Origin of the sequence: Hyalangium minutum (assembly GCF_000737315.1) — a bacterium.
GTDB classification, from domain to species: Bacteria; Myxococcota; Myxococcia; order Myxococcales; family Myxococcaceae; genus Hyalangium; species Hyalangium minutum.
This window is the reverse complement of sequence record NZ_JMCB01000003.1, coordinates 430,972-450,643: the sequence shown is the minus strand read 5'-3', so window position 1 is coordinate 450,643 and position 19,672 is coordinate 430,972. Positions and strand designations below refer to the sequence as shown.

Below are 19,672 nucleotides of genomic sequence, written 5' to 3'. Positions count from 1 at the left end.
AGGCCTTCGCGCTCGCCGAGTGCGCGAGCCCCGCTCATCAAGCAGTCTGGAGGTAGACATGCGCATCGTCCGCAAGGGCACCGAGGTGCTGGGACCCTGGCTGTGCATTGGCGCCCTGGCGGCGCTCGCCGCGTGTGCGCCTCCTGAGCCAGAGGAGCCAGAGGAGCTAGGCACCCTGCGCCAGTCCGAGAAGCAGAACACCCCCATTGATCCAGCGCGTGAGCTCTTCATCACGGATGTCAAAGTGGTGGATGACACGCGGTACACCGCATGGCCCTCCCGGAAGAACACCGAGTCCGAGGGAGCGTGGTCCTTCGGGCAGCTCATCGACGACATGCTGCCGGATTGGCTGCGGACGCCCTACGGACGCTCTCAGTTCATCCTGCGCTGGCTGAAGTCGTGGGAGCAGAGCGAGACGGTGAATGGGCAAGTCATCCCGGCCCGGCCGCTGATCCGCTCCGTGATCATCGACCCCTGGCGCACGGCCAGCGGCTGCAGGGGGCCCGACGATTCCTGCGTGCTGGACATGGCTCGCGCTCCCTTCCGGCTGCTGGCCATCGTGAACCGGCCAGACCTGCGCCAGGTGGCCTCGAATACGTCCGCGGGGCTGGGGGGGCAGGGGCGCTTCATCTTCGGCGCGCTGGGCGCTCAAGGGCAGAAGCTGCCCTTCACCATCATCTTCGAGTACGAGCTCCCCGTCTCCGAGAAGGTCACCACCCTCACGTGGGCGCAGCGCTGGCACCAGCTGGGCAGCCAGCCCTTTGGCGAGCGCTACAACTCGAAGCTCGTCAAGGTGACGCGCGAGTTCACCAAGTGGAACGCGGCGCCCCGCCGGGTGAACGGCAGCGCGTTGCTGCAGATCCGCACCAATGAAGTGCCCTTGTCTCCCGTGACCCCGGGGCTCTGGGAGATGCGCGAGTTCGTCCTCTCCCAGTCGGGATTCTTGAGGACCACCACCGTGAAGCAGGAGGTGAACGCCGAGCTCAACGGCACCACCACGCTCGGCACCTGGGTGAGCTCCAACGCGAGGGACATCCTCGCCGGCCAGCATGAAGTCCCCCGGACATGGCAGGGCCGGGACTTCTTGGCCGCCGCCGCGCCTGTACCGGAAGACCTGGCCTGGAGCGTCCCAGGCGTCTCCGAGCAGGTGCGCAAGGCCTTCGCCCAGGCCACGTGCAGCGGGTGCCACAAGTCCGAGACGGGAACGAACTTCCTCCACGTGCGCTTACGAGAGGTGGGCAGCGCCTCGCAGCTCTCCGCCTTCCTCGCCCAGGAGCTGAGCTCCAGCGGGCCCCGCGTGGCGGACTTCCAGACGCTGCTGAACATCCGCGACCTGGCCCAGGTACGGAACGGGAAGGGCCGGGATCACGGAACCGCCAAGGACAGCAAGGACGACTGATCCGGAGACCGCGAAGAAGGGCGGCCTCGGACGGATGGCGCTCGTACGCTGGGTGGCTCTACAGCCAGGGACGCAGCCCTATGGCTGCGCCTTCGCGTGCTTGTAGAAGAGCACCAACGTGTAGCAGTGGAACTCGTTGTCGCTGGACTGGCAGACCACCCGGTCGACGATCTCCAGATCCGAGTTGCTCTTGATCCAGCGGGTGACGTTCTCACCCAGCTCCTCGCGCTCTTTGGCCTTGGTCGCCGAAAAAACCTTCACGCCCGTGAACATCGTCCCCTCCTGATTGATGCGACGTCGCGTGATCCAGTTATCGCACATGCCGTTACAGGGTGTCAAAAAGCCTGCTCGCCTTGTGCTGGGGGTTTGCAGGTAGGAGAAAGTGCCTAGATTTTCGGAGTCGCATCAGGAGCGAGCCCGGGAAACGGGTCCCGGGGAGGGCGGGCGACGGGGGATGGGTACGTGGACGTGAAGACCAAGAAGGACCTGGCGGTCGATTTCATCAATGCGATCCGGACCATGGATCCGGCCGCGCTCAACGCGCTGATCGTCAAGGAAGCGGGCGAAGATCTGGCCCAGTTCTTCCTCAACTACAGCGCCAACCTCATCTCGAAGGACCCCTCCCGGGTGCTGGAGAACACCTCTTCGCTGATGCTGATGGGCTACCTCATCCGCACTTACGAGGAGAAGAACAACTCCACCCAGAAGGGCCTCTTCCAGAGCTACGCCTACGCGTAACCGGCTCCAGTACGGGCGTCGAGACTCGACAGGCTCCGGCGAGCCTGTTAGGGAGCGGCGCCCATGCTGATCGACCTGCACGCGCACACACATCTCTCCAAGGGCTGCGATCTGGATCCCCGCGCCGTGCTCGAGCGGGCGGCGCTGTTCGGACTGGACGGGGTGGCCTTCACCGAGACGAACACGCAGGACGGCTGTGATGAGCTGTTCGACGTGGGCGCCAAGTCCAAGCTCAAGGTGTTCGTCGGGCTGGAGCTGATCACCGACAAGGGCCAGTACCTGTGCTTCTTCCCGAAGCCGGAGCTGGCGCCCGAGCCCGTGCAGCTGTGGGGCAGCAACCGCGAGAAGCCCTGGAGCGCCGCCGAGTGCCTGCCCAAGGTGAAGTCCATGGGCGCGGCCATCATCGCGGCGCGGCCGTATGATCGGGAGTTTCCGAACCCTCCCATGGACTTCATCCGCTCGCTGAACCTGCTGAGCGGCGTGGAGGGGTACAACGCCAAGGTGAAGCAGACGGCCAATGATCTGGCCGTGGAGGCCGCCGAGTCCCTGAAGCTTCCCTGCACGGGCGGCAGCGATGCGCGCGGCTCGCTGGACGAGGTGGGCCGCGGCGCCACGCTCTTCAAGCGCCCCATCGCTACGCAGGAGCAGCTCGTGGCGGAGCTGCTCAAGGGCGAGTACTGGCCGGTGATGGCAGGCGAGCTGCCCCGGCTCACGCGGCCGGGCGAGGCCCAGGCCGGCAAGAGCGGAGGCAAGCGCGGCGGGGGCGGCGGGGGCGGCGGGGGAAACCGTCGCCGTCGCCGCTGATCGCCGGGGGGCTCAAGGCTTCGAGCCCGGAGTGAGGTTGGGCGGGGGCGCGGACGTCTCCTCCACCTTGACCAGCCGACCATCCGTCAGGAAGGCGTGGCGCAGGCCTCCGGGGTAGATCCACTCCTCGTGTCGCTGCGTGCCCTCGAGCGTGCGCCGGACCTTCTCCGGCGGGCCCCAGGACATCTCCAGCGCCTCGGCCGGCATGTCCTGCACGGACTTCTTCTGGCGGATGGCCTCCCGTACGGGCTCGGGGAAGGCGGTCAGCTGCGCGGCGGGATCCTGCGTGGCCAGCGTGCGCCCCACCTCCGCGAGCACCTCCTCGCGCGTCTTGAGGTTGCCAGGCAGCACGAACACCAGTGGCGGCCCCTTCGGCGCGCCCTCCACGTCCACGTAGACCCAGGGCAGGGTGCGCGGCGAGTAGAGGATGCGCTCGGTCACCGCCCACGCGGTGGGGAACTCGATCTTCCGGATGCGCGCCTTCGAGCCCGCGGGCAGCGTGGCCTCGATGGGGCCGGGGTTGAGCGTCTGCCCCTTCGTGTCATTGAGCAGGAGCACCTCCTGCGGCGGATACGGCGTGAGCAGCCGCTTGGAGGCATCCCCGAAGAAGGGGGTGATGTACATGGACTGGCGCAGGAAACGATCCGCCTCCGGGCCGGAGAGCGTGTGCTCCAGCGCGGCGCGATCCTCCGGCGCGATCTGCGTGTGGGATTTGCAGCCCGGCGCGAGCAGGGCGAGCAGGACGACGAGCAGCCTCTTCACCAAAGCCTCCCAAGACGTGAGAGGCCTTGCTTAGCTCAGCGGCTGGCCTGCGTCAGCGGTTCGGTGGTGCGAACGAGCGCCTGGCACCCCCGCTGAGGAGGGCACACGGGACCACGGCCATCGGGATCCGCCACCAGCAGGAAGCGGCCCAGGCCACGGGCGTCCGTCAGCTCCGGATGGCCACAGAGAGCACAGCGGCGGGGAGGGCGCTTGGTCGGTGGAAAGGGCACGACGCGGAGTGTGCGTCGGCCCTTTACCCTCCGCCAGTTTCCGGCCCGCCTAGCTCTTGCTGCCGCTCGACGCCGCAGCCGGAGCCGCAGAGGAGGAGGAACTGGAGGTGCTGGAGGTACTGGAGGTGCTGCTGCTCGCGGACGGCGTGCTGCTGGAGGGCGTCGAGTTGGAGCTGGAGCTGGAGGACGAACTCGAGTCCGAGCTGCTGCTGGCGCCGTCCTTCTTGGTGGAGCTGTAGAGATCCGAGTACCAGCCGCCGCCCTTGAGGACGAAGCTGGAGCGGCTGACGATCTTCGACAGCGAGCCGGTGGCACCGCAGGCGGAGCACGTCTCGGGAGTCGGATCGCTCACCTTCTGGAGCACGTCGATCGTCTTTCCACAGCTCTGACAGGAATACTCGTAGATGGGCATGATGGAACCTCGTCAGGGCGAAGAGTGATGAGAGTGAGCCGCGAGCTGCTCGCGCAGCTTGCCCGCCATCCCCAGGCGATCCAGGGCACGGAGGACGAGCTCTTGCGGCGCGCCGTGCTTGCGGGCAACGGCGAGCGCGAGCCCCGGCAGATCGTTCGCTCCCGAGAGCTCTTCCTGCACGAGCCCCTCCAGTTCCCGCCGGAGCGCATCCGTGAAGCGTTTCTTGATGCCGAGATCAGCCAGGTACTTGTCGCGGCCGAGCGTGTCCAGCCGCTGCGTGAGGTGGCGCGCGCCGAGGACGTCGCGGCGGAAGCGCTCGCGCAGCTCCTCGACCTCGGCCTGCATGCCGAGCGTCGCGGTGAGCCGCTGCAGCTCCGAGGGGCTCAGGCCCAGGGCCCAGGCCACGCGGCCCGCCGCCCCCTTCTGATCCGTGTACGCGGACAACAGCGCCTGGCGCTCCTTCGCGGTCAGCCGATCCATCAGCTCGTGGCTGCGCAGCACGCTCTCCAGATCCACCAGGGACAATTCGCCCTTGGCCCCGTTGTAGTGCTCGGCCAGCGACTTCAGCAGCGCGAAGCGGTGCTCGTTCTGCGAGAGGGCGGGCTCCAGGATGTCCTTGCCCTCGGTGCGCACCAGCGTCTGGTAGCTGCCCTTGGGAGCAGCCACCTGCGTGTAGCGGCCCCGCGGCTTGGGCAGATCCCGCTTGAGGAAGCGCGAAGAGTCCGTCTCAGTCGGCTCCTCGGCCTCGAGCGCAGGCCCGGTGCGCTTGCGAGGCGCGATGCGATCCTGCACGGACTCGGCGGGCTGACGGGCGGCCTTGCCCTTGCCAGCGGGCTCGGCGGCGGCGCTCTCGGCCGGAGCCGGACGCGGCGGAGGCGGAGCGAAACTGGGAACCTGCGGCGCAACGGGGGCAGGGGCGGGGGTCTTCTCCTCGCGCACCCGGGCCAGTTCCTGCGCCACCTCGTAGTAGCCGCACGCCTGGCGCTGGGCGGCCAGGGGGGGAGGCGTCCCCCTCAGAATGTCGACGACGCCAAAAGGCCCGAGCGGTGATACTTCCGGCTCGGTGTCGGTCAAGGTACGAACACGGAAGTCATCTTCCTCGGAGAGGAGGGCGAGCGCTTCGCGGACTTCAGTCGGGGAGGCGGCGGCCTTGGCGCGCCGACAATAATCGGAGACGGCCACCGCCACGGGGGTCGGCACATCATCAGGCTGCCGTCTTCTCTGCCACTGGCTATTCATGGAAGAAACTTGCGGAAAAATGCTCGTTTACGAGACGGGTTGCCTCTATCTTTCGGTGCGGACGGGTGTCAATGAGCCTGACAGACTCCAATGTAAACAGCCCTTTGGCGGCGCAAGTCCAAGGATCGAACAGGGGCTGGAGGGACCCCAGGCAGGCGGCGTACCGTCCGCAGGGTGGGGCGAGGTGGCGCGATGGCGCTTAGAACCCGTCATCCAATGGTGGAAGTTCCCCTGCTCGAGGGAGGCGCGTTACCTGTGAACAAGGAGTCGAAGGATGCGGTCCTCAACCGCTACATGGCGCAGCACGGGCTGAAGAGCACACGCCAGCGCAGCCTCATCATCGACACCTTCTTCTCGGTGGGCGGGCACCTGTCCGTCGAGGAGCTCTGGAGCAAGGTCCGCGAGCAGGACACCAAGGTCTCGGTGGCCACCGTGTACCGGACGATGAAGCTGCTGAATGACTGCGGGCTGGCGCACGCGCGCAACTTTGGCGACGGGCAGACGCGGTACGAGGCGGCCGCGGGACGCGAGCACCATGATCACCTCATCTGCACGCGCTGCGGGCAGATCGTCGAGTTCGAGAACGATCGCATCGAGGCGATGCAGGACGCGGTGGCGCGCAAGCACGGCTTCATCGTGACGTCGCACAAGATGGAGCTGTACGGCCTGTGCAAGGACTGCCAGCGCACTGCCTCTGAGCGCAAGACCGAGGCATGAGCGTGCTCGTTGGCCGCGCCCTGGCGTGCGCCCTGCTGCTGGGGCTGACCGCGTGCAAGAGTGGCCCTGAGCCCGTCGAGGCTCCCGGAGCTGGGTTTCTGGGAGCGCTGGCGCTTCCTGCGCTGGGGCCTCAGCGAGCCGCGGCGGCGGACCTGTCCGGACGCGTGGTGCTGGTGAACTTCATGGCCACGTGGTGCTTCCCGTGCGTGGCGGAGATGCCGACGCTGGAGGCGCTGCAGCGGGACTACGGGTCGCAGGGTCTCCAGGTGGTAGCCGTGGGGATGGATCTGGAAGGGGCGAGGGTGTTGAGCCCCTTCGCGGACCACTACGAGCTGCGCTACCCGCTGCTGATAGCGGATGAGCGCATCATCTCGGGACAGAGCGCGTTCGGACCGATCATCGCGCTTCCCACCTCGTTCATCCTGGATCGCCAGGGCCGCGCGGTGGCCGCGTGGCAGGGCGTGGCCGGGCACGAGGACCTGGCCAAGGCCATCGAGAAGGCGCTGAAGCGCTGAGGCTCAGTACAGGAACAAGATGAGCAGCGGGGGAATGGCCGACGCCAGCACGCCCGCGCCGAGTGACACGATCATCTGGAAGAAGAAGAGGTCCTCCAGCGTCTCCGCCAGGGCCTCCGCCAGCCGATCGATCCCCAGCGTCTCCAGGTTCTTCACCGCCGTGGGCACATCCGGCGCCGTCAGCGCCGTGCGCAGGGCGACCAGCCCCAGGACGCGCCGGGAGTGCTCCATCAGGAAGCGCTCAAGCCGCTCCGCGCGCGAGGCCGGTTCCTGATCGCTGGCCGAGGCCGCCTCCCGGAGGCGCTCGGCCAGAGAGTCATCAATGACACGGGTAAGGTCGGCCCTCGACACTGCCCCTGTGCCCCGCAGCCGCCGTGCCGCCTGCACCGCCACCGGCTTGATGATGGCGTATAGGTAGCCCACCAGCCCGCGCTCCTGTGTCTGCTGCGCCAGCTTCGAAGTCACGGACTGCAGCATGAGCGCGTAGCCCCCCGCCAATCCCAGCGCCACGGGCGGCAGCACTCCGCTCAGGATGCTCAGCCACAGGGGGATCTCCACACCCTGCAGCCAGCGCGGCAGCAGCAGGTAGCCTACCGCCACCGTCACTCCCACCGTTCCAAAGATCACCGCCCCCTTCACCGCGCCCCACAGGCCTGCCCCCACCAGCGAGGGCACCACCCCCACGAGGGTCTTCAGCCCAGCCCGGGCCACCTTCACCAGCTGCTCCCGCTTGGACAGCGACGGGGAGAGGGGCTCCTCGGTCTTCGCGAGCTCCGTGCTCATGCCGCACGCTCGCCTTCGCGCTCGACGCTGGCCAGCTGGTCGATTTCCGCAGGAGAGGGTGGGGGAGGCAAGGCCTCCGCTGGGCGCTTCCGGCTCCTCAGCCAGAACAGCAGCGCGACAATGCCCAACCCGGCCGCCGCCAATGCCACCCGAGGCAGCAGCCCCAGGATGCCGCTGGAGCGCTTCTCCCTGCGCTCCTTCCACGCTCCGATCAGCGCGAACACCGCGAGGATCACAGACAAGAACAGCGGGGGCGCCGCCACCTTGGTCCCCCAGGTCGCGAGCGCCATGAGCCCCAGCAACGTGGCCAGGATCCACAGCACGATCCGCCCGATCTTCACCTTCGCCACCGCCATCAGCACCTGGCTGACGACCTCTCCACTGGAGCCACTCATTTCGAGCCTTCCTTCAGTGTCCCGGCATTCTTCCAGGCAGCGTGGGTTCTCCGAAAGAGGGGGTGCTACAGGTCTGGAGCAGTTTTCTTGCCCGCACTCGAACCGCTGGTACCTTCCATGGGCTCATGACAGCGCGGCGAAAGTTCCTGGCGGTGGCGGCGGTGCTCGCGGGGGTGCTGTCCCTGGCCTCCGTGGCCGATGCCCGGGGCTTCCGGCGCTACCTGTCGCTGCGGCAGGACGTGGAGTCGCTTCAGGAGCGCAACCGCGCGCTCTCCGACCAGAACGAGGCCCTCCGGCGCGAGATTAGCGCGCTGCGCAAGGACCCCGCCGCCCTCGAGCGCGCCGTCCGTGAAGAGCTCGGCTTCGTCAAGCCGGGTGAGATCGTCTTCCACCTGGAGGAGGAGCCATGAACGCCCTCTCGTCCATCCCGTTGATGCCCAAGGTCGTCCGCCACGCGGTGCGCTCGCTGCCCGCGGCGTCGATTCTCCTGACCTTCGTGCATCTGGCGCGCGATGGCTTCCGCGGCCTGAGCCGCCTGGGGTGGACCGAGGCCTTGCTCGTCCTCTTCCTCCTCGTGGGACTGGGCGCGTCCGGCTTGCGGCGGTTCCGGCGCAGCGCCCTCGGTGCTCCCGTGGAGCTGCGCGATGACCTGGAACTGGGCGGAGGCCTCATCGCCGCCGCCTTCGTCGTGGTCTCCATCGGCGGCGGGGTGCTCTTCCCGCTGGTCTACCTGCTCATGGCCTTCCTGGTGGCCTTCCTGCCGCGCAACGCCGGCCTGACGCTGCTGGGCGCGGCGCTCGTGTTCGACGGGCTCGTCACCCTGGGCGCACGAAAGGGCGGCGACTGGGCCGGGTTCGCCATGCACGCGCTCTTCCTGACGCTCTTCGCGGGCCTGTACCACTCGGTGCTCGCCGCGCGGATCATGGCCGCCCGCCGCGCCGAGAACGACGCTGTCCAGAAGCGCATCAAGGAGGTGGAGGAGCGCGCGCGCACCTTCCGCCTCGTCAGCTCGGGCACCCAGGACAGCTTCTCGGGGATGAACCAGGACGAGAAGTGGCTGGTCGCCTCGGTGAAGGAGATCGAGGGCGCGGTGGGCGCGGCGCTGGAAGTGGCCGAGACGGCCCTGCGCACCCACACCTGCGCGGCCTTCCTGCTGGCCTCGGATGACCGCAGCCTCAAGCTCTACGACTGCCGCTCCACCTCCGAGCGCATCCAGCGCGAGCGCTTCAACGCCGGCGAGGGCATCATCGGCGGGGTGCTCAAGCGCCAGGCCCCGGTGCGGATGAACTCGCCGCACGGGCTCAAGGGCATCACCTACTACGATGGCAGCGGCCCCCAGGTGAACGCGGTGCTCGCGGTGCCCATCCTGGAGGCCAGCGGCCTGGTGCGCGGCGTGCTGGTGGCCGATCGCGTCACGCACGAGCCGTTCTCCGATCAGGACGAGCGGCTGCTGACCACCATCGCAGGCGAGGTGCTGCGCTCCATCGAGGTCGAGCGGGTAATGACGTACATCCGCAAGAGCCGCGATGAGAAGGACCGGTTCTTCCGCGCCATCGAGGAGCTGAACCGCGCGGGCAGCCCGGAGCAGGTGTTCATCGCGGTGCTCGAGAGCGCGCGGCAGCTGGGCAGCCTGGACTTCTGCGCGGTGACGCTGGTGAGCGAAGTCGAGGGCAAGCGGGTGCACAAGGTGGCGCGCATGACGGGTGTCACCGCCACGGGCAAGGCGCTCGAGGGCCGCGCGTTCGCGGACAACAACGGGCTGGTGGCCAATGTGGTGCGCTACGGCGCGCCGCTGCCGGGCCGCGACATCAAGGCCATGGATCGACAGGTCATCTTCGACGAGGAGACGCAGATCCGCGGCCTCGGCGCGCTGAAGATCTTCCCGCTCACGGCGGGCGATCGGATCCTCGGCACGCTGGTGGCGGGCTCGCGCAAGAAGGCGCTGGATCAGGACGTGCTGCGGATGCTCGAGGTGGTGGCGATCCAGGCCGCCCAGGCGGTGCTGCGCGCCCAGCTCTTCGAGCAGATGGAGCGCATGGCCACCACGGACGGCCTCACTGGGCTGCTCAACCACCGGACGTTCCAGAGCAAGGCGGACGAGTACCTGGCGCAGTCCAAGCGCTACCAGCGCAAGGTGTCGCTCATCCTCACGGACATCGACCACTTCAAGAGCGTCAACGATACCTACGGCCACCCCACGGGCGACGCGGTGCTGCGCGGCGTGGCGAAGATCCTCCGCGACAAGGCGCGCGACACGGACATCGTCGCCCGCTACGGCGGCGAGGAGTTCGCCATCATCATGCCGGAGACGGACGCCAAGGGCGCTCAGGTCATCGCCGAGCGCATCCGCGAGGCCATCAAGGCCGAGGTCTTCCAGACGGAGATGGGACCGCTGAAGGTGACACTGTCGCTGGGCATCGCCTCCGGGCCGGACTACGGCTACGAGAAGCAGCACCTCATCGATCTGGCCGACCAGTGCCTCTACTACGCCAAGCGCCACGGCCGTAACCAGTCGGTCACGGTGGCGCAGATGCAGAGCAACGGGAAGAAGCTCCAGATCGCCGAGGCGGGGTAGGGAAGAGGCCGCCCGGCGCTGCTCAGGAGGTGAGGGCGGTGCTCTCGCCCAAGCCGAGGAACCGGCAGCGATCGGCGAACCCGGCCCCCGTCAGCGTGTCGCGCAGCTGATCCTCGGACTCCCGGAAGTGGGTCCACCCACTGCGGTGCACGGGGATCACCACGCGCGGATCGAGCAGGCGGCAGACCTCGATCACCTGCTGCGCATCAAAGGTGAACCGCGAGCGCCCAAGGACGGGAACCTTCGGGAAGCTCACACCGCCACAGTGGATGATGGCCACGTCGACCCGCCGGCTGCTTTGCCGCTGCTGGGTCAGGAACCGCCGAAGTTCCGGGAACATCACCGTGTCGCCGGAGATCCACACGGTCGGCTCGGAAGCAGCCTCGGGCTCGAGGAGCAGCCCGATCACCTCATGGACTTGCGGCGTCCCCCACGGGCCGTGCCTCGCGGGTGTGGCCGTGAGCTTGAGCCCATCGGCGCCATTCGCAAGCCGCGTGGACTCTCCCCATGCCAGGCCCTGCGTCTTCCCACCGACGCCCAAGCCTTCACCGGGGGCACTGCGACGGCCCGATGGCGCCTCCTTCGAGAGCCGGGCCGCCCCCGCTCGCGTCGTGATGATCCGAGAGACGGAGCTCTCGGTGAGCAGCTGGCGGCCCTCGTGATCCAAGTTGTCCGCGTGGTGGTCGTGGCTCAGGAGAACCGCATCGACCTTCCCCAGCTCGCCACGCCCGATCGGCGTCCGGTATCCCTTCTCCGACGAGAACCAGGAGCGCGGCGCGTACCAGGGACCGAAGTTGTACGCGGTCCCCGCTGGATCAAACGCGGGATCCGTGAGGAGCCTCAAGCCCGCCAGTTCCAGCAAGAGGGTGGCCGTCCCCAGATAGGTGGTCTTCATCGTGCCGGGAACATAGCCGAGCGCCTGCGCTCGACGCACCGCGGCGGATCCCTCAGTTCGTGCGCTCGCTGGGAACGAGGCAGGACAGAAAAGCCACAGCCACCAGGAGCATCTGGAAGATCGAGCGGTGCGAGCCCGGGCTGCGACGCGCTGCGGGGGTGGACTGGGGCTTCACGGGGGACCTCCTCTCCGGTGTTCAGACTCTAAATACCGGAACACTCTGACATTCATTCCTCTCCTGTTTTTCCGGAAGCCCCCCTGGACGGCAGCGTCCACCAGAGCACAAACAGCCCCGCCTGCCGCGTGAGGCTCCTGCGGATCCCACGGGGCCATTTCCTGATTGCCTGGGGTGGTGACTTCAACGGACCCTGCCGTTCCCTTGCGTGTCCCACTCGCCGTCACCACCAGCGCCCGGCCCAAGCCCCAGCTGCGGGCCCAGGCCGAGGCCGCCTCGCGGCAGTGGGGCGTGCCGCTCTTCATGCGCCACCCCAAGGAGGGCATCTCCGAGTGGCTCGAGGAGCGCGCGGACGCCCTGCTCATCTTCGGCCATGACGGCGTGACGCTGTGGGATCGCGAGGGCCACCACGGCTTCCACGGAGGCATGGCCCACCTTCGCAGGCTCCGGCTGGCCACGGGCGAGCCGGACACCTTCGTCCGCGTGACGGAGCTGCGCAAAGGTGACGCGGTGCTCGACTGCACGCTGGGGCTGGCGCAGGACGCGCTCGTGGCCTCGCTGGCCGTCGGTCCTCAGGGGCGGGTGGTGGGAGTGGAGAAGAGCCTTCCGCTGGCGGCCCTCGCGGCGGAGGGACTGAAGCGCTACGAGCTGGGGCCGGACTCGTGCCACATCGACGTGGTGCACGCGGACGCGCACGCGTACCTGCGCACGCTCCCCGCCCGCTCCTTTGATGTCGTGGTCTTCGATCCGATGTTCGCCAAGCCTCGCAAGGCGCAGCCGGGCTTCGACGTGCTTCGCCGCTTCGCCGACCATGCTCCGCTGACCCCCGAGGCACTCCAGGAGGCCCGGCGCGTCACCCGGCGCTGGGTGGTCGTCAAGGGGGCCCGGTACTCGGATGACTTGAAGAAGCTGGGGCTCAAGCCAGAGCCCAGCTCCCGCCATACGGATGTCGACTGGGGACGGATCGGTCCAGCCGAGGTAGGGTAGGGGCCACGTGAGCCGCGTCTCCTCCAAACTGTTCGCCGTGGTGGGCCTGCTGTTCGTGGCCTCGGGAATGAGCGGCCTCGTCTTCGAGGTCATCTGGGTCCGCTACCTGACCCTCGTCGTGGGACACACCACGTTCGCCGTGAGCCTCGTGGTGTCCTCGTTCCTCGCGGGGCTCGTCCTGGGCAGCCTGTGGATCGGCCGGCTCGCGGATCGGCTCCAGCGGCCACTGCTCGTCTATGGCCTGCTGGAGGGCGCCACCGCCGTGCTCGCGTTGGGCGTCACCTGGGTGCTCTCGCGGCTGCCAGAGCTGCTGGATGCCGTGGGGCTCGCGGGCGGAGGGCCGCTGCCGGTGCGCGGGGTGCTCTCGTTCCTGGCCGTGCTGCCGCCCACCTTCGCCATGGGCGGCACGCTGCCCGTCCTCACGCGCTTCATCGCCCGCGAGCTGGAGGGCCTGGGCCGCTCCTTCGGCGTCCTCTATGCGCTCAACACGCTGGGCGCGGTGCTCGGCTGTGGCGTGGCGGGCTTCTATTTGATCGGAGCCGTGGGGCTGTGGCGCACCGCCGTCATTGCCGCGGTGCTCAATGGGCTCATCGGTGTCGTCGTGGCGGTGCTTCACTCCCGGCTCCCCGCCCAGACCCTGCCCGCCGCCACCATCACCGCCGCGGCTGCGGAGTCTCCGTCCACCTTCAACCGGACGAAGAGCCAGTTGCTCGTGGCCGCGTTCGCGCTCTGCGGGTTCGGCTCCATCTCCTATGAGGTGCTCTGGTTCAGGGTCCTCTCCACGGTGCTGGACTCCTCGACCTATGCCTTCACCATCCTGCTCGTCACGTTCCTGCTGGGACTGGTGCTCGGCGGGCTCCTGTACTCGCTGCGGCTGGCGGGGCGGGGGAGGGAATTGGAGCTGTTCGTTGCCGTGGAGTCCCTGCTGGCCTTCACCGGGCTGATCTCCATGGCGCTGCTGGGCCTGTCCCGGCCCGTGGAGAGGCTCCTCACCACGCAGCTCAGCGGCTGGGGGCCCCAGGCACCCTACGTGGGCATGTTGCTCCACGCGGCCCTCGTCATCCTCATTCCCGCCTCGCTGATCGGCATCATCTTCCCGCTCGTGGTGCAACTCACCACGAGGCACGTGGCCTCCGCTGCCAGCAACGTGGGCCTGCTGTACTCGGTCAACACCCTGGGCGGCATCGTGGGCTCGCTGCTGATGGGCTTCGTGCTCGTCCCCACCATCGGAACTCAGTGGAGCTTCGTCCTCGTCTGCGCGCTCAACATGGCCCTGGCCCTGGGCGTCCAGGCGCTGGATGCCAGCGCCCAGCCCCGGGCCCGGCGGAGCATGTGGGCCGGTGCGGTGTTGCTTGCGGTGGGCGTGCTCCTGGTGCCTCGCGATCTCCTGGTGCGCGGCTTCGCCGAGCACGTGGACTCTCGCGTCCTCTTCGTCAAGGAGGGCATCGACGGCTCGCTCGCGGTGCTCGAGTACGACAACCAGACCGTTTGTGACTCGGGGCGCTACGCCTGCGGGCCGGGCTGCCGCGAGCGATCCTTCCGCCACCAGCAGCTCCTCTTCGGCTCGGTGAGCTACGCCAACACGGTGCTGCCCCGGAAGCGCTACATGGCCACGCTGGCCCACCTGCCCATGCTGCTGCACTCCGGCCCCCGAGAGGTGCTCCAGGTGTGCTTCGGCACCGGCAGCACCGCGGGCTCGTTCGCCAGCTATCCCGAGCTGCGCTCGCTCACCATCGTGGACACCAACCCGGATGTGCTCCTGGCCGCGCCCCACTTCGCCGAGCACAACCACCACGTGGCCCAGGATCCCCGCACCCACGTCGTCTTCAATGACGGGCGCCACTTCCTGCTCGCCGCCGCGGGCCGCCAGTTCGACGTCATCTCCTTCGAGCCGCCGCCACCGCGCTCGGCCGGCGTGGTGAACCTCTACACCACCGAGTTCTACCGGCTGGTGAAGCAGCGGCTGGCGCCCGGCGGAATCCTCTCCCAGTGGATCCCCTTGGAGCAGCAGCCGGACAACCTCACGCGGGGGATGATCACCTCGCTGCTGGAGGCCTTCTCCGAGGTGACGTTGTGGATTCCCTCCGACTACGAGGCGATCCTCGTGGCCTCGGATCGGCCGCTCACGGTGGACTGGGCGCGCTGGCAGCAAGAGTGGGCCAAGCCTTCCGTGGAGCGCTCGCTGGCGGACGTGGGCTTCACCAGCCCCTACGGCCTGCTGGGCACCTACGTGGCGGGCACGGAGGCCCTGCGCCGCTACGCTCAGGGCTACCCGGCGATGACGGATGACCACCCTCGGGTGGAGTACTTCCTCTTCAACTCGGACCGGCCCTTCCACCCAGAGGAGCTGCTCGCGGTGGGAGAGCCCCTGGGCGCGCGGCTGGCGCCGGCCGAGGGTCTGGAGGCCCAGCGCCTGGCCCGAGAGCGCGAGGCGAACCAGCACGTGTTGGAGTCCACGCGCTTCAAGATGGACAGGGACTGGGAGGCGGCGCGAGCCTCTGTCGAGCAGGCTCGCGCGGCGGTGGGAGACAACACCTTCCTGACCTTCCTGCGGGAGCTGGAGCTGGACTGCCTGCGTCCCACGGAACGTGCCCCCTGAGGAGGCCAGGGCCTCACTGCATCTCGGGAGCCGCGGGCACATCCAGGGCAGCCAGCTCGACGATGAGGTCATCCAAGGGGACGGTTCCACGCTGCTCGTGCCGGTCATCGGCGAAGTGGTACGTGACCCGGACCCGCCGCGTCCCTGCGGGGAGAGCCACCCGCGCGGGCTCGAAGGGCTGGAGGCTGGTGTTCCCGGTCCGGCGCAGCCCGAGCTCGCCACTGGCCGTCGTCTGGAGCTTGAAGGTCTGCCCGAAGCGCGCCACCAGCGTGTCATCGGCCCACAACATGAGGTGGCGGAACACGTCGCCCGTAGGGAACGCGTGTCCGACCCCGCGAGACGCGACCACCGCGACGAGCTTTCCCTGCACCCGCTCCACGCTTAGAGACAGCGCGCCACGCAGGTAGTCTCGATCATACGCCCCCCGGAACGCGTGCGACTTGCCCGGCATGTGACAGTCCTGGCACGAGCCCTCGCCGCCCTGGGCGCGCCACGCGAGCCACTCGCTCCAGGTCGTCTGCATCTTCTCATCCGTGAGCACGGTCTTGCCGTTCACGAGGTCGTGCCCCATGAACTCGTGGCAGTTCGAGCAGAAGGAGGCCTCCCGCAGCTTCGGCTCGAACCGCACAGGGTGGGCGTCCGAAGAGGCTCCAGCGTTGGGCGACATCACCACGCCGTCACGGACGTGGCACGTCACACAGGTGATGCCCTCGTGCGCCAGAGAGGCCTCGGGCACCGAGGCCAGGCTGCGCTCGCGCACCACCTTGGGGCGCCACCGGAGCACCGCCTTCGCCTGGGACTCGAGCGGCGCGTGGCAGTAGACGCAGCGGGCATGGGGCTCTGCGGCGAAGCCATCCAGGAAGATGGCGTTGCCCATGCTGTGCCGGTGGCGCGACTGGCTCCACGCGGCGTACTGCTCGGTGTGGCACGGCTCGCACGTCTCCGCCGAGGTGGCGGGCATGCGCACCGGATCCATGAACGCGCCGAAGTTCCAGGGCGGCTCGGCTCCCGCTGCCGCTGGGAGCAGCAGCGCCCAAAGCACCGCGATCCTCATGAACCGGAGAGGGGAGGCACCAGTGTCGTCACCTTCAGCTCGACGCCGGGGGTGTCCTCCGAGATGTCATACACGGGCTCGGCATCCTCGAGGCGGGTGGTCACCAGCTTCGACACCTTGCCCCCGGTGTAAGTAGGGACCAGCACACTGACGGCCACTTCCTCGCTCGTGCCCTCACCGATCTCATGCTGGGACGTTTCAAAGGTCACCAGCCGCTGGAGCTTCCCCTCCGAAATGAGGGCCACGCCTTGCAGGGTGGTGGTGCTCGTGGTGCGCTCGCTGACGATCTGCTTGTAGGTGAAGAACACCTTCTTCGGGTCCGTGGCCGAGCCCTCGAGCAGCAGCAAGTTGGAGAGGACCTCCTCCTCGGAGCCCGAGGCGTACTCCATGCCCGGGACCGGTTCCGGCGTGAGTGAGCCCTGTCCCTGGGCTTCGAAGAGCGTCATGTCCGCCGGGTGGAGCAGGGGCTCGAGCAACCGGGAGAAATAAAGGCCCTCGGGCTGGACGGTGGGCTTCTGCTTGACCACCGAGTACCACTTCCCAGTCTTGGGGGGACCCGCTCGCGAGAGCGCCTCGAGCTCCTTCAACAGCGCCTGCTCCTCCGCGGACAGGGGCCCCTGGATCTTCCCTTGCTGGACCTGCTTCAGGAGCGGAACGTATTCCTCCGAGAGCACCTTCGTTTCGTACTCTCCGTCGTCGTCCTTGTCCTCGACCTTGGAGAAGCGACTCGAGAGGAACTCGTTCTCCCACTTCCGCTCGAACTGCGTGGAGGCGTAGGGGTAAGTCTTCGGAAGGGAGGCGAAGTACTTCGCCGTGGCCACGCGGCCCTTCTTCCACTGGAGCATGCGCTCCCGCTTGCCCTTCTCGACGGTGGGGTTGTAGGGCACGTCGCTGTCCACGAACACCTGCACATCGGAGATGCAGGTGTCGCGGTACTTCGAGCCGGGGTGGACACTGTCGAGGGTGAGCACCACCTCGGCAACACCCGCCGTGACGGGGATGTCGAAGGACTGAGGCCCCATCTTCCGCTCCAGGGTGAGCTGCTTCTTCGCGGACGGCTGGCCGCCGGGCCCCGCCACGGTGACGGTGAGCTGCTTGGCGGCGGCGTTGGCGCTCAGGAGGTTGGAAGACTTCTGGTAGCCATTGAAGATGACCAGGCGAATGGCTCGCGCCGAGCGGAGATCCGACACGGGGATCGTCAGCGACTCGCCGATCCCGTCGCCCTCGGCACCCTCGACCCAGGCCGTCTTCGGATCGTCATCGAGCACGTAGCTCGGGTGGTAGTTCTCCTCGTACTTGTTCCAGTTGCTCTTGAGGAAGCTGCTGGCCGAGGCCTCCTCCGCGTAGAGGCGATGGAACTCGCCCGCGGCTGCGACGCCCGGCAGGAGGAGGGTGAGAAGAAGGGACCGCATGCGAGGGACCTCTGCGTGGCTGGAAGAGGCCTCACACTAGCGCTCGCTGTCCAGGTGCGCCATCTGCTGCGCCTGGTAGCGCGTGCCCGCCACCGCCGAGGCGGGCACTGCCTTCTCGAGGTGGGCGAGTTCGTCGGGAGACAGCTTGATCTCGAGCGCCCCGAGCGCGTCCTCGAGCTGGCTGCGCTTGCGAGCGCCGATCACCGGGATGATGTTCTCGCCCTTCGCGAGCGCCCAGGCGATGGCGAGCTGGGCCGGCTTCACGCCCTTCTCCGCGGCGATCCGCGCCAGCGCATCGATCAGCGGCTGGTTTCGCTCCAGGTTCTCGCCGCTGAAGCGCGGCATGTGTGCGCGGAAGTCCCCCGGGCCCGTCGGCTTCACGCCGGTGAGCAGCCCTCGCGCCAGCACGCCATAAGCCGTCACGGCGATGCCGAGCTCCTTCAGGAGCGGGAAGATCTTCTCCTCGGGGCCTCGGCTGATGATCGAGTACTCGATTTGCAGATCCACGATGGGGTGGACCGCGTTGGCCCGGCGGATCGTCTCCGGTCCCACCTCGGAGAGTCCAATCTTGCGCACGTAGCCGGCCTTCACCAGGTCCGCGATCGCACCGATCGTGTCCTCGATGGGCACCGTGGGATCCAGCCGCGCTGGGCGGTAGATGTCGATGTGGTCCACTCCCAGCCGGACCAGGCTGTAGGAGAGGAAGGTCTTCACGGAAGCGGGGCGCGCGTCGAAGCCAATGAACGAGCCCTCCGGCCCACGCAGCGCGCCGAACTTCACGGAGAGCTGCGCCTTGCCCTTGCGGTCCTTCAGCGCGCGGCCAATCAGCAGCTCGTTGTGCCCCATTCCGTAGAAGTCGCCGGTGTCCAGCAGCGTGACACCTCGATCCAGCGCGGCGTGGATCGTGGCGATGCTCTCGTTCTCGTCGGAGTCCCCGTACATGCCCGACATGCCCATGCAGCCCAGTGAGATTGCTCTTGTCATGGCTTCAAGGTACGCAGGGCCTTCGCATGAAACCAGTGAATAGGATGGATTTCACACATGCCTGAGATTTATGGGCGAAACCTCGATCTCAACCTGCTTCGAGTGTTCGCCGTCGTCGCGGAGAACAGGAGCGTCACCCAGGCCGCCGCGCGGCTCTACCTCACCCAACCCGCGGTCAGCGCGGCGCTGCGCCGGTTGAACACCGCTGTCGGCGCGCCGCTCTTCGTCCGGCAGGGCAGGGGGCTCACGCTCACCGCCCGAGGCGAGCGGCTGCTGGCGAGCATCCGTCCGCACCTGCAGGCCCTCGTGGACGCGGCGCTCGAGCCGCCCACATTCGATCCTCGGACGAGCGAGCGCACGCTCCGCCTGGGGCTCTCGGATGCCGCCGAGCTGTGGCTGCTCCCCGCGCTGCTGCGGGTGCTCGAGAGAGAAGCGCCACGCATGAGGGTGATCTCGATCCCCGTGCAGTTCCGCAACGTCGCCGCCACGCTCACGTCCGGCTCCATCGATGCGGCGATCACCGTCGCCGACGAGCTCCCCGGCAGCATCCACCGCCAAGAGCTCTTCTGGGGCGGCTTCGTCTGCCTCTTCGATCCCCGGCACGCCCGGCTCAAGCGCACCCTCACCGAGGACGTTTACTTCGGCCACGAGCACGTGGTCGTCTCGTACAACGGAGATCTCCGGGGCGTCGTCGAGGACGTGCTCCAGAAGTCGCGGCGCGTCCGCTGCTCCGTGTCGAGCTTCGCCAACCTCGGCGCGCTCATCGACGGCTCGGCGCTCCTGGCGACGGTGCCGGCGCTCGTGGCGCAGCAGCTCCGCACTGTGCGTCCGCACTTGAAGACCGCGACGCTCCCGTTCGGTCTCCTCGGCGCGCCCATGGAGCTGCTCTGGCCGGCGGCCGTGGATGACGACGAGGCTTGCCGCTTCGTCCGCGATCAGATCGCGCACATCGCGAGCGAGGTGGTGCCCCGCTCGCGTCAGGCGTAACGCCGTCCGA

General features: G+C 68.1%; 21 protein-coding genes. 10 read left to right on the top strand and 11 right to left on the bottom strand.

The window, feature by feature from the left end; genetic code table 11:
* The first annotated feature begins 58 nt into the window (after positions 1-58).
* On the top strand, positions 59-1,399 hold the full coding sequence (locus DB31_RS08435) for a hypothetical protein (RefSeq protein WP_052419810.1): 1,341 nt from the start codon (positions 59-61) through the stop codon (positions 1,397-1,399).
* Between the two features lie 78 nt (positions 1,400-1,477).
* Here DB31_RS08435 and DB31_RS08430 read toward each other — a convergent pair whose 3' ends face one another.
* Positions 1,478-1,672 carry a hypothetical protein gene (locus DB31_RS08430; protein WP_044185015.1) on the bottom strand — a complete coding sequence of 65 codons (195 nt, stop codon included), beginning with the start codon at positions 1,670-1,672 and terminating at the stop codon, positions 1,478-1,480.
* A 189-nt stretch (positions 1,673-1,861) separates the two neighbouring features.
* Between DB31_RS08430 and DB31_RS08425 the strand changes: the two genes are divergently transcribed.
* Together DB31_RS08425 and DB31_RS08420 are read left to right on the top strand one after the other, a co-directional pair.
* On the top strand, positions 1,862-2,137 hold the full coding sequence (locus tag DB31_RS08425; RefSeq protein ID WP_044185012.1) for a hypothetical protein: 276 nt from the start codon (positions 1,862-1,864) through the stop codon (positions 2,135-2,137).
* A gap of 63 nt (positions 2,138-2,200) precedes the next feature.
* The gene (locus DB31_RS08420; protein WP_044185009.1) at positions 2,201-2,941 is read left to right on the top strand and encodes a PHP-associated domain-containing protein; all 741 of its coding nucleotides are present in this window, start codon (positions 2,201-2,203) and stop codon (positions 2,939-2,941) included.
* A 12-nt stretch (positions 2,942-2,953) separates the two neighbouring features.
* On the opposite strand, the gene DB31_RS08415 is transcribed toward DB31_RS08420, so the two are convergent.
* The 3 genes from DB31_RS08415 to DB31_RS08400 form a co-directional block, all read right to left on the bottom strand.
* Entirely contained in the window at positions 2,954-3,703 is a 750-nt protein-coding gene (locus DB31_RS08415) for a hypothetical protein (RefSeq protein WP_083968139.1), read from the bottom strand.
* 279 nt (positions 3,704-3,982) lie between these two features.
* Positions 3,983-4,345: an FmdB family zinc ribbon protein gene (locus DB31_RS46390; protein WP_044185001.1), complete on the bottom strand. Its 363-nt coding sequence runs from the start codon at positions 4,343-4,345 to the stop codon at positions 3,983-3,985.
* Positions 4,346-4,357: 12 nt separating this feature from the next.
* Positions 4,358-5,545: a hypothetical protein gene (locus DB31_RS08400; protein WP_338034286.1), complete on the bottom strand. Its 1,188-nt coding sequence runs from the start codon at positions 5,543-5,545 to the stop codon at positions 4,358-4,360.
* A gap of 333 nt (positions 5,546-5,878) precedes the next feature.
* On the opposite strand from DB31_RS08400, the gene DB31_RS08395 reads away from it, so the two are divergent.
* Complete coding sequence (locus DB31_RS08395) at positions 5,879-6,301, top strand: Fur family transcriptional regulator (protein WP_083968138.1); 423 nt, start codon at positions 5,879-5,881, stop codon at positions 6,299-6,301.
* Complete coding sequence (locus DB31_RS08390; RefSeq protein WP_044184992.1) at positions 6,298-6,816, top strand: TlpA family protein disulfide reductase; 519 nt, start codon at positions 6,298-6,300, stop codon at positions 6,814-6,816. Before DB31_RS08395 ends, DB31_RS08390 begins: the two co-directional genes overlap by 4 nt.
* A 3-nt stretch (positions 6,817-6,819) precedes the next feature.
* On the opposite strand, the gene DB31_RS08385 is transcribed toward DB31_RS08390, so the two are convergent.
* Positions 6,820-7,599, bottom strand: coding sequence for a hypothetical protein (locus tag DB31_RS08385; protein ID WP_240486590.1), 780 nt, complete (start codon positions 7,597-7,599; stop codon positions 6,820-6,822).
* Positions 7,596-7,994: a hypothetical protein gene (locus DB31_RS08380; protein ID WP_044184989.1), complete on the bottom strand. Its 399-nt coding sequence runs from the start codon at positions 7,992-7,994 to the stop codon at positions 7,596-7,598. The genes DB31_RS08385 and DB31_RS08380 overlap by 4 nt, the downstream gene beginning before the upstream one ends.
* Positions 7,995-8,119: 125 nt before the next feature.
* Here DB31_RS08380 and DB31_RS08375 point away from each other — a divergent pair, with 125 nt between their 5' ends.
* Both DB31_RS08375 and DB31_RS08370 read left to right on the top strand, forming a co-directional pair.
* Positions 8,120-8,404: an FtsB family cell division protein gene (locus DB31_RS08375; RefSeq protein WP_044184985.1), complete on the top strand. Its 285-nt coding sequence runs from the start codon at positions 8,120-8,122 to the stop codon at positions 8,402-8,404.
* Positions 8,401-10,569, top strand: coding sequence for a sensor domain-containing diguanylate cyclase (locus tag DB31_RS08370; RefSeq protein ID WP_044184982.1), 2,169 nt, complete (start codon positions 8,401-8,403; stop codon positions 10,567-10,569). Before DB31_RS08375 ends, DB31_RS08370 begins: the two co-directional genes overlap by 4 nt.
* Positions 10,570-10,591: 22 nt before the next feature.
* Here DB31_RS08370 and DB31_RS08365 read toward each other — a convergent pair whose 3' ends face one another.
* Together DB31_RS08365 and DB31_RS51195 are read right to left on the bottom strand one after the other, a co-directional pair.
* Positions 10,592-11,503 (bottom strand): MBL fold metallo-hydrolase, encoded by a 912-nt coding sequence (locus DB31_RS08365; protein ID WP_052419808.1) that lies wholly within the window; start codon positions 11,501-11,503, stop codon positions 10,592-10,594.
* A gap of 13 nt (positions 11,504-11,516) precedes the next feature.
* Positions 11,517-11,639, bottom strand: a complete 123-nt coding sequence (locus DB31_RS51195) for a hypothetical protein (RefSeq protein ID WP_276203611.1) — start codon at positions 11,637-11,639, stop codon at positions 11,517-11,519.
* A 204-nt stretch (positions 11,640-11,843) separates the two neighbouring features.
* Here DB31_RS51195 and DB31_RS08360 point away from each other — a divergent pair, with 204 nt between their 5' ends.
* Both DB31_RS08360 and DB31_RS08355 read left to right on the top strand, forming a co-directional pair.
* Positions 11,844-12,626, top strand: coding sequence for a class I SAM-dependent methyltransferase (locus tag DB31_RS08360; RefSeq protein WP_052419807.1), 783 nt, complete (start codon positions 11,844-11,846; stop codon positions 12,624-12,626).
* A gap of 7 nt (positions 12,627-12,633) precedes the next feature.
* Positions 12,634-15,225: a fused MFS/spermidine synthase gene (locus DB31_RS08355; protein ID WP_044184979.1), complete on the top strand. Its 2,592-nt coding sequence runs from the start codon at positions 12,634-12,636 to the stop codon at positions 15,223-15,225.
* A gap of 13 nt (positions 15,226-15,238) precedes the next feature.
* On the opposite strand, the gene DB31_RS08350 is transcribed toward DB31_RS08355, so the two are convergent.
* The 3 genes from DB31_RS08350 to DB31_RS08340 are packed head-to-tail and all read right to left on the bottom strand — an operon-like array spanning position 15,239 to position 18,675.
* The gene (locus DB31_RS08350) at positions 15,239-16,267 is read right to left on the bottom strand and encodes a hypothetical protein (protein ID WP_157231878.1); all 1,029 of its coding nucleotides are present in this window, start codon (positions 16,265-16,267) and stop codon (positions 15,239-15,241) included.
* 8 nt (positions 16,268-16,275) lie between these two features.
* Entirely contained in the window at positions 16,276-17,691 is a 1,416-nt protein-coding gene (locus DB31_RS44610) for an NADase-type glycan-binding domain-containing protein (protein ID WP_052419806.1), read from the bottom strand.
* 36 nt (positions 17,692-17,727) lie between these two features.
* A complete protein-coding gene (locus DB31_RS08340) occupies positions 17,728-18,675 on the bottom strand; it encodes an aldo/keto reductase (protein ID WP_044184974.1) in 948 nt (315 codons plus the stop codon).
* A 57-nt stretch (positions 18,676-18,732) separates the two neighbouring features.
* Between DB31_RS08340 and DB31_RS08335 the strand changes: the two genes are divergently transcribed.
* Positions 18,733-19,662: a LysR family transcriptional regulator gene (locus tag DB31_RS08335; RefSeq protein WP_044184970.1), complete on the top strand. Its 930-nt coding sequence runs from the start codon at positions 18,733-18,735 to the stop codon at positions 19,660-19,662.
* Positions 19,663-19,672 lie beyond the last annotated feature (10 nt).